The sequence below is a fragment of the Streptomyces sp. NPDC037288 genome (assembly GCF_055603265.1).
The window spans coordinates 311,415-318,049 of record NZ_JBVJVY010000005.1; the positions used below are offsets into that span (position 1 = coordinate 311,415).

Sequence of the window (6,635 nt, forward strand, 5' to 3'; positions counted from 1 at the left end):
ACTCCGACCTGCCCCCTGCGAGCCCCTCGTGGGACCGCGGCCACTCGCGCTGACCGCCCTGCTGAGCTGTCCCGGCTGCCTCACGGGGATACGGTCCGCGAGGCAGCCAGGCGCGCTATCGGGGGATCAGCTTCGGACGACGAACGTCTTGGCCCTGCCGGAGCGTCCGGCACAGGACCGCTTCTCGTCAGCCGTCATCTTCCTGGACTTGACGACCACCGCGTTGCTCTGGCCGTCCGTCCCGTTCGGGGCAGGCCCCGTGACGACGTCGGGGACGAACCAGAAGTAGTGTCCCCACTTCCGGTCGTCGTAATGGGTCTGCCAGGTGCCGGAGACGGTCTGCATGACCTGCGCGCGGGAGATCCAGCCGACCTCACCGGGTTTCACCGTCATGTTGACGGAGCTGGTCTCCGAGTGGGTGCTCGACCAGGTGTGGCTGTAGGTCGCCGTCACGCTGAGGTCGATGATGCCCGCTATCTTGCCGCCCGCGGTCACGGACACGCCCGCCGAGTCCGTGGAACCGACCGTGTCGGACCAGGTCATCGACTGGGCGGCAGGCGAGGTGCTGCAGTTGTAGAGCGAGTCGGAGACCCGGTGGAAGCTGCCGAGATACGCCTGGCCCAACTCGGGGTCGTTGAAGGTGCACTTCCCCTGACCCGAGTCGCAGTCGGCTATGAGCTGCGCCCGGGTTGGCTGGTCATCTGCCGAGGCCGGACCGGCTATCGCCGCGACCATGCCCAGGGCAGCCGCTGAGAGCGCCAGCATCCGTCCGCCGTGGCGCATCCTGCGGTTGTTCGCCATACATGTGCCTTTCGCTGTGCATGAGGGGGGTCGGCGATCGCGGGGAGAGCGACTGGAGAGTCACCGCGATCACCACCTGTTGCGATCTGTAGGACGCAACAACTGGCTTATCTACACCAACAGTTGATGAAAGCCCAGCCGACGGCGGCCTTCCGCATCGCCGGCGCGGAGACAAAGGCCGCCATCGGGGAGGCTTTACTGGAAGCGGGCGGCGCCGACGACAGGGAAGCCGCCGAAATCTCGCATGCTCTGCGGCGAACGGCGGGGGAACTCTCCAGCCGGTCGTCGCCGTCGGGGGCGTCTGCGATGTCCTTCGGAACCGTCACCGCCATCCGCGAGCCGGCCAGGCCATCCCCTCTGCAGGCCGGGCGGAGCCGTTCAGGGCGTGCCGTTCATCGCACAGCACGACCCCGCCACCCCCTGCCTCCGGGCGGCGCCGTGCGGGCCGCCACCGGGCGCTGCTGGAAGGCCCCCCGGCACGTCTAGGGCTGCCCCTGGGGCACGGTCTGAAGGTGCTGTGCGGCCTCCGCGGCGGTGTAGGAGGAGGCGAAGGTGAACGCTCGCGGGGACGGCCCGTCGGCCCGCAGTTCCGCCAGCCGTTCCAGGGCCTCGCCGACGGTCGGGAGGTGACCGGCGGGGACCCACCAGAGCACCAGGTGCGCCTCCACATGCCGTTCGAACCATGCGCGGCGCCGCCGCATCACCTCCAGGTGCCCGCTGCGGTAGGTGAAGTCCCACAGCGCCTCCGGGGTCTCCCACACCGTCAGGTTGACGATCACGTCCTCGCCCGCGGGGCGCAGGGCGGTGGCGTCGGCCGCGCCTTCCTCCACGAGCCGCCACACGAAGCCGGGTGCGCCGTCGGCGGCGCTGTTGACCGGGTCGAGCATCTCGACGAACGGCGCTATGCGCGGGTCGTCGAGGGGGTGCAGCAGCTTGGCGACGTTGAGCTGGGCGAGGTGAGCGGCATGCACGGATGCAGTCATGGCCACATCCCAGCATGGGCCCCTTTCTATGTCAATCAAGATTGTTTTTAGAACTCTCGACCACTACGCAGCACTCCCCCGGCCGGGCGTCCATGCGGGCGCCGACGGGACCGTCCGTGCCGAGCAGCCCCTCCAGCAGCGCGAGATTCATGCCGCAGACGAGCGGCGGGAAGCGTTCGGCGACGGCATGGAAGGGGCAGTTGCGCATACGCACGACCACCGCGGCTTCTCCGGTCGCCTCCTTGGCGCCTTCGGCGTCCTGGACGCCCGCGGTGCTTTCCAGGTGCGGTTCGTAGCCGCGGGCGGCCAACACCGCCATGGCCTCTTCGAGGCCGCCGCAGGGCGCCGCCGAGCCGCGCAGGGCCTCGCCCCGGCGACGCGCGGCCGCGCAGAGCCCGGCGTCGAGCCCGGCCTGCTCGGCGGCCTCGGCGAGCAGTTCCGCGGCGGTGCGGTAGTCGCGGGCGGGCAATGACACCGCCCGTTCAGCCCGCGCCCGCGTGTACACCTTGGCGGGACGGCCCGCTCCCGGCCCCGAGCGGCCCGTCAGGCGGCGGCTGCCGCTCTCCAGCAGCCCGGCCTCGGTCAGCCTGTCCAGGTGGTGCGCGGCGAGCGTGCGCGCCACCCCGGCCGCCTCGGCGGCCTCGTTGCGGCCGACCTCACGGCCCTGTGCCACCACGTACTCGTACAGACGGCGCCGGACCGGATCCTGCAACGCCGCGATCGCGTCGATGTCCTCCACCCGGCCATTCTAGGAACAACACAGGTTCGAGATAGAAGAGCGGGAGGCAGGCCCCCGGGCCGTACGCGACCGTCGTACACGTCCTCACCACGGTGGACAGCCGGGGGAACGTGTCCGGCTGATGAATCGCGCGCACCTCGCCGGGCTGTGCGGCGCGGGGTCAGGGCGTGCTCGCGACAGCGGCCAGCCAGCAGGGCTGAGGGGCCAGGAGCCGATCATGCGCACCGTGGCTGGTCACAGTGACAGGATCAGTTTCATGAGCACCGAGACGGACTGGGTGTACCGGGTGGACGAGCCGCACGGCTCCGAGGGCTGGCGCCCCTACGGCGACCCTCCCGAGCGTTGGCGGGGGATCATCACCACCGACGATCCGAAGGAGAACGCCGAGTACGTCGCCGCCCTCGTCGTCACGGACCTGGTGTCCGAGTGGGACCGCCGTGGCGCCGTCCGGAAACACGTCCGCGCGATCGTCTGGGAGGGCGAGGAAGGGGCCGGCCCCGAGGACGCGGCCCTCACGGTCGAGATCGAGCCGGACATCAACGGAGAGTGGCACCTGGGGGCATGAGTAGCTCGTGCTCACGCACGGCCATACGAAGCAGCGCACCGGCCGGGTGGCGTAGACCGAGCCAGCGCTGTCGCCGGACGCCGTGCTGCTGGGCGAGGCCACCACGCGTTCGCAGATGTGGGTCAGGCCGCCTGGCGCTCCAGTGGGACTTCGTGATCTATCCGGTTGAGGAAGCGGCAAGTCGTCGCCGGCAGTGGCTGCGGCGGGCTGTTGCTCGATGGCGTCTGCGCCGGTCTGACCAGTGCAGTAGCTTGGGCGGGCCGGGTCCATGCGGTCCAGTAGCGGACCTGGTAGTGGACCATTCCGACCTGGTCTTTCGCGGTTTGGAAGCACTCCTCGATGGACCACCTCGTCCCGGCCACCCGGACCAGCTCGGACAGCGGCACTCGGCTCGGGGACCGGCACAGGTGGAAGGCGAGTTCGCCAGTGGTCGGGTTGCGGCGGATCACCGGGTGCCGGTGCCGGTTGGCGCTGATCTCGATCCGGGCCCAGTCGTAGTAGCGCGGGCCCTTCGCCCCGGCTCCGGCGCTTTGCCGGTGCCAGGCCGAGGCGGGTATGCGCCCGGCGGCGGCATCCGCGCGGACGACGGTCCCCGTGATCGATGCGCACTCGTGTGCTGCGGGCGCCGGCCAGGACGTAGCCTGCCCGGCGGGACTCCGGCAGGGCACGCAGTCCGGGTCCTTGGCCGTAGGGCTTCGTCGCCGGTCACCCAGGAGGCGTCGAAGCCTCGTCGCGGACCGCGTAGGCGTCCCAGCGGGCGGTTCGCGGCAGCCGCTGCATCGGCCCGGGACGGGCGTGGCCGGACTGTTCGGCCAGCCGCCAGCAGTTCTTCCGCTCGACGCCGGAGAGCAGGCCGAGCACGAAGGCACGGGCCGTGGCACGCGGCTCCACACGCTTGAACTGGCCCGCAATCCGGGCCATGGCCTGCTCGGACATCGCCGACTGATGACGCATCACGGCACCTGATGCTCCTGGAGCAGTCATGCGGTCAGCCGGTGAAGGACTCAGGTCCGAAGCGGCCGATCGCCACGAAGGCGGCCAGGGCGAGATAGGCGAGGTCCAACAGAGCGAATCTTGGTTCGTGACGGCGGATGCGCATGACCACGGCGCCGCTCATGACCAACACCAGGCCGAGGGCCGCCAGTGGCACCAGAATTGGCGCGATGTCGAGCACAGCGGGCAGGATCAAGCCTATGGCTGCAAGGATCTCGGCTACGCCGATGGCCTTGAGGGTGCCGGCTCTGAAGTCCAGGACCCATCGCGAGGCCTCCATCATCTTGGCCATCTTCTCCTGTGGCGTGAACAACTTGCCGAAGCCGGAGAGCAGGTAGACAGCGGTCAGGATTGCGGCAACGATCCACAGAGCGGTGTTCACGAGATCTCTCCTCAGAGGGTTGTGGCGATTCGCCGGGAACGTGCGGTCGAACATGCGATGTCCCGCCCTTCTCGCCGGGACACCGCACCTCCGTGCCGCCGGTCATGAGCACAGATATCCGGCCACCGGGCCGATGGGCGGCGCCGGGCGAGCCTGGGCGCCCGCCCCCGCCTGAATCGAGATCGTCCCCGTCACCCGAACTGCCCGGGCTGGTACTCGCCGCCCCGCTGTCGGGTGATGACGTTCATCCGGTTGAAGGCGTTGATAACGGTGATCAGGGACACCAGGGCCGCGAGCTGCTCGTCGTCGTAGTGCTTGGCCGCGTTCGCCCACGCCTCGTCGGTGACACCACTGGAGTCGGCAAGGCGGGTGCCCTGCTCGGTGAGTTCCAGCGCGGCCCGCTCCGCGTCGGTGAAGACCATCGTCTCCCGCCACGCTGCGACCAGGTTCAGCCGTACCGGCGTTTCCCCCGCGTGCAAGGCCTCCTTGGTGTGCATGTCGAGGCATCCCCCGCAGCCGTTGATCTGGCTGGCGCGGATCTTCACCAGCTCCTGTGTTGCCGACGGCAGCGTCGAGGCATCCACAACCTTGGCCGCCGAGACGATGTACTTCGCGAACTTCGGCCCAAGGTCGGTGCCGTAGAAGTTGTGCCGAGCCTGCATGACAATCTCCGTCGTCGTCGGTGGGGTTCCACCTACGTGACGAGACGGTTCGCCTGTACGTAACAGCGCGTTCGCGTCGAGCACACCTCCGCCCGCATGAAGAGCTGCGAGAGGCTCCGAGACCGTCGGCAGTAAGGCGACGGCCTGCACCACGCGGTGCAGGCCGGTGCAGGCCGTCGTCCACATGCACAACGCACCGAAGCGACAGGTTTCAGGCGGGTCGTGCCGGCAGGCCCATGGAGGCGAGGCGTTGCCGGTCGCTCACTGACAGCAACTCGACAATCCGACCGTCGACCACAGTGCACGCCATCAGGCCCATCAGCTTGCCGTTCGCGCCCCACACCACGATCCCGGACCTGCCATTGACGAGGACGGGACGCACAGTCACCACGCCACGGGCCCCGCGCTGGACCCTTACGGCCACCTCAGCCGCACCCTGCTTGACGATCACCCCGCGCGCGGTGCAGGAGCGCCACGTCACGTCCGGGTCAAGGATCCGCAGCAGCCCGTCGAAGTCTCCGCTCCGCGCTGCCGCGAGAAACGCGTCGACCGCTGCGCGCTGCTGCTGCCGTTCGTCGGTGAGATAAGCCGTGCCCTGTACCTTCCGACGGGCCCGGCTGGCGAGCATCTTGGTCGCGTCCGTGGACCTGCCGATGATCTGACCGATTTCATCGAACGGCACCGCGAACATGTCGTGGAGCACGAACGCCAGCCGCTCGTGGGGACGGAGGGTGCCGAGCACCACCAGCAGTGCCAGCCCGACCGATTCGGCCAGCAGCGCGTCGTCCTCGGGCGCTGCGCCGCCGTCCTCGATCACCACCAACTCGGGCAGCCGGTCGTCGTACGACGCCTCAGGCCGGGCCTTGCGCGAGCGCAGCACGTCGATGCAGACCCGGCCCACCACAGTGGTCAGCCAGCCGGTGAGGTTGTCGATCGTGCCCGCGTCCTGGCGCGCCAACCGCAGCCACGCCTCCTGCACCGCGTCCTCGGCGTCCGCCCGCGATCCGAGCATCCGGTAGGCCACTGCCACAAGACGCCCCCGCTGCTCCTCGAAGGCGTCGGCCACGGCCATATCCAGGCATGATCCGGTCATGTTGTTACCTTCCCCGCGGGAACTCCGTCATCGGTGATGACGATCGCGGAAGTTCCGAGGTAACCGGCGCCGGCCTTCCTGGCCGTGCTCGCCGCCGACGCGACGCCGACGAGGACTGCACAACCGAACAGACCCACCCGCACCACCGATCCCATCGACCTGACCGTCCCGGAGATCCGCCACCAGCTCGGCGCCCTGCTGATCCCGCCCAGCGTTTTCCCGCGCAAGCTAAGGCACTGGTCAGACCGGCGCAGACGCCATCAAGCAACAGCCCACCGCAGCCACTACCGGCGACGACTTGCCGCCTCCTCAACCGGATAGATACTGGCTTCAGCTCGTCAGGGTGAGGGTGGGTCGTCGAAGGTCAGGCCGGTGCCCGCTATGAAGCCGTCGAGAGTGTGGGGCCGGTACTGCAGG

At 69.3% G+C, this 6,635-nt stretch carries 7 protein-coding genes and 2 pseudogenes; 1 reads left to right on the plus strand and 8 read right to left on the minus strand.

What is annotated here, in order from left to right:
• Positions 1-126 precede the first annotated feature (126 nt).
• From ACZ7GZ_RS08870 to ACZ7GZ_RS08880, 3 genes are all read right to left on the minus strand, one after another.
• Positions 127-801, minus strand: a complete 675-nt coding sequence (locus ACZ7GZ_RS08870) for a hypothetical protein (protein WP_471022211.1) — start codon at positions 799-801, stop codon at positions 127-129.
• Between the two features lie 482 nt (positions 802-1,283).
• Positions 1,284-1,784 carry a DUF3291 domain-containing protein gene (locus ACZ7GZ_RS08875; RefSeq protein WP_471022213.1) on the minus strand — a complete coding sequence of 167 codons (501 nt, stop codon included), beginning with the start codon at positions 1,782-1,784 and terminating at the stop codon, positions 1,284-1,286.
• Positions 1,785-1,815: 31 nt separating this feature from the next.
• Positions 1,816-2,523, minus strand: a complete 708-nt coding sequence (locus tag ACZ7GZ_RS08880; RefSeq protein WP_471022214.1) for a helix-turn-helix transcriptional regulator — start codon at positions 2,521-2,523, stop codon at positions 1,816-1,818.
• Between the two features lie 256 nt (positions 2,524-2,779).
• On the opposite strand from ACZ7GZ_RS08880, the gene ACZ7GZ_RS08885 reads away from it, so the two are divergent.
• Entirely contained in the window at positions 2,780-3,088 is a 309-nt protein-coding gene (locus ACZ7GZ_RS08885; RefSeq protein ID WP_471022215.1) for a hypothetical protein, read from the plus strand.
• Between the two features lie 157 nt (positions 3,089-3,245).
• On the opposite strand, the pseudogene ACZ7GZ_RS08890 reads toward ACZ7GZ_RS08885, so the two are convergent.
• The 5 genes and pseudogenes from ACZ7GZ_RS08890 to ACZ7GZ_RS08910 form a co-directional block, all read right to left on the minus strand.
• A pseudogene (locus ACZ7GZ_RS08890) lies at positions 3,246-4,009 on the minus strand (transposase family protein).
• Between the two features lie 67 nt (positions 4,010-4,076).
• Complete coding sequence (locus ACZ7GZ_RS08895; RefSeq protein WP_471022217.1) at positions 4,077-4,463, minus strand: DoxX family protein; 387 nt, start codon at positions 4,461-4,463, stop codon at positions 4,077-4,079.
• A gap of 191 nt (positions 4,464-4,654) precedes the next feature.
• On the minus strand, positions 4,655-5,125 hold the full coding sequence (locus tag ACZ7GZ_RS08900; protein WP_471022218.1) for a carboxymuconolactone decarboxylase family protein: 471 nt from the start codon (positions 5,123-5,125) through the stop codon (positions 4,655-4,657).
• Positions 5,126-5,336: 211 nt separating this feature from the next.
• Positions 5,337-6,197, minus strand: a complete 861-nt coding sequence (locus tag ACZ7GZ_RS08905) for a sigma-70 family RNA polymerase sigma factor (RefSeq protein WP_471022219.1) — start codon at positions 6,195-6,197, stop codon at positions 5,337-5,339.
• 359 nt (positions 6,198-6,556) lie between these two features.
• A pseudogene (locus tag ACZ7GZ_RS08910) lies at positions 6,557-6,635 on the minus strand (transposase); the annotation flags it as partial.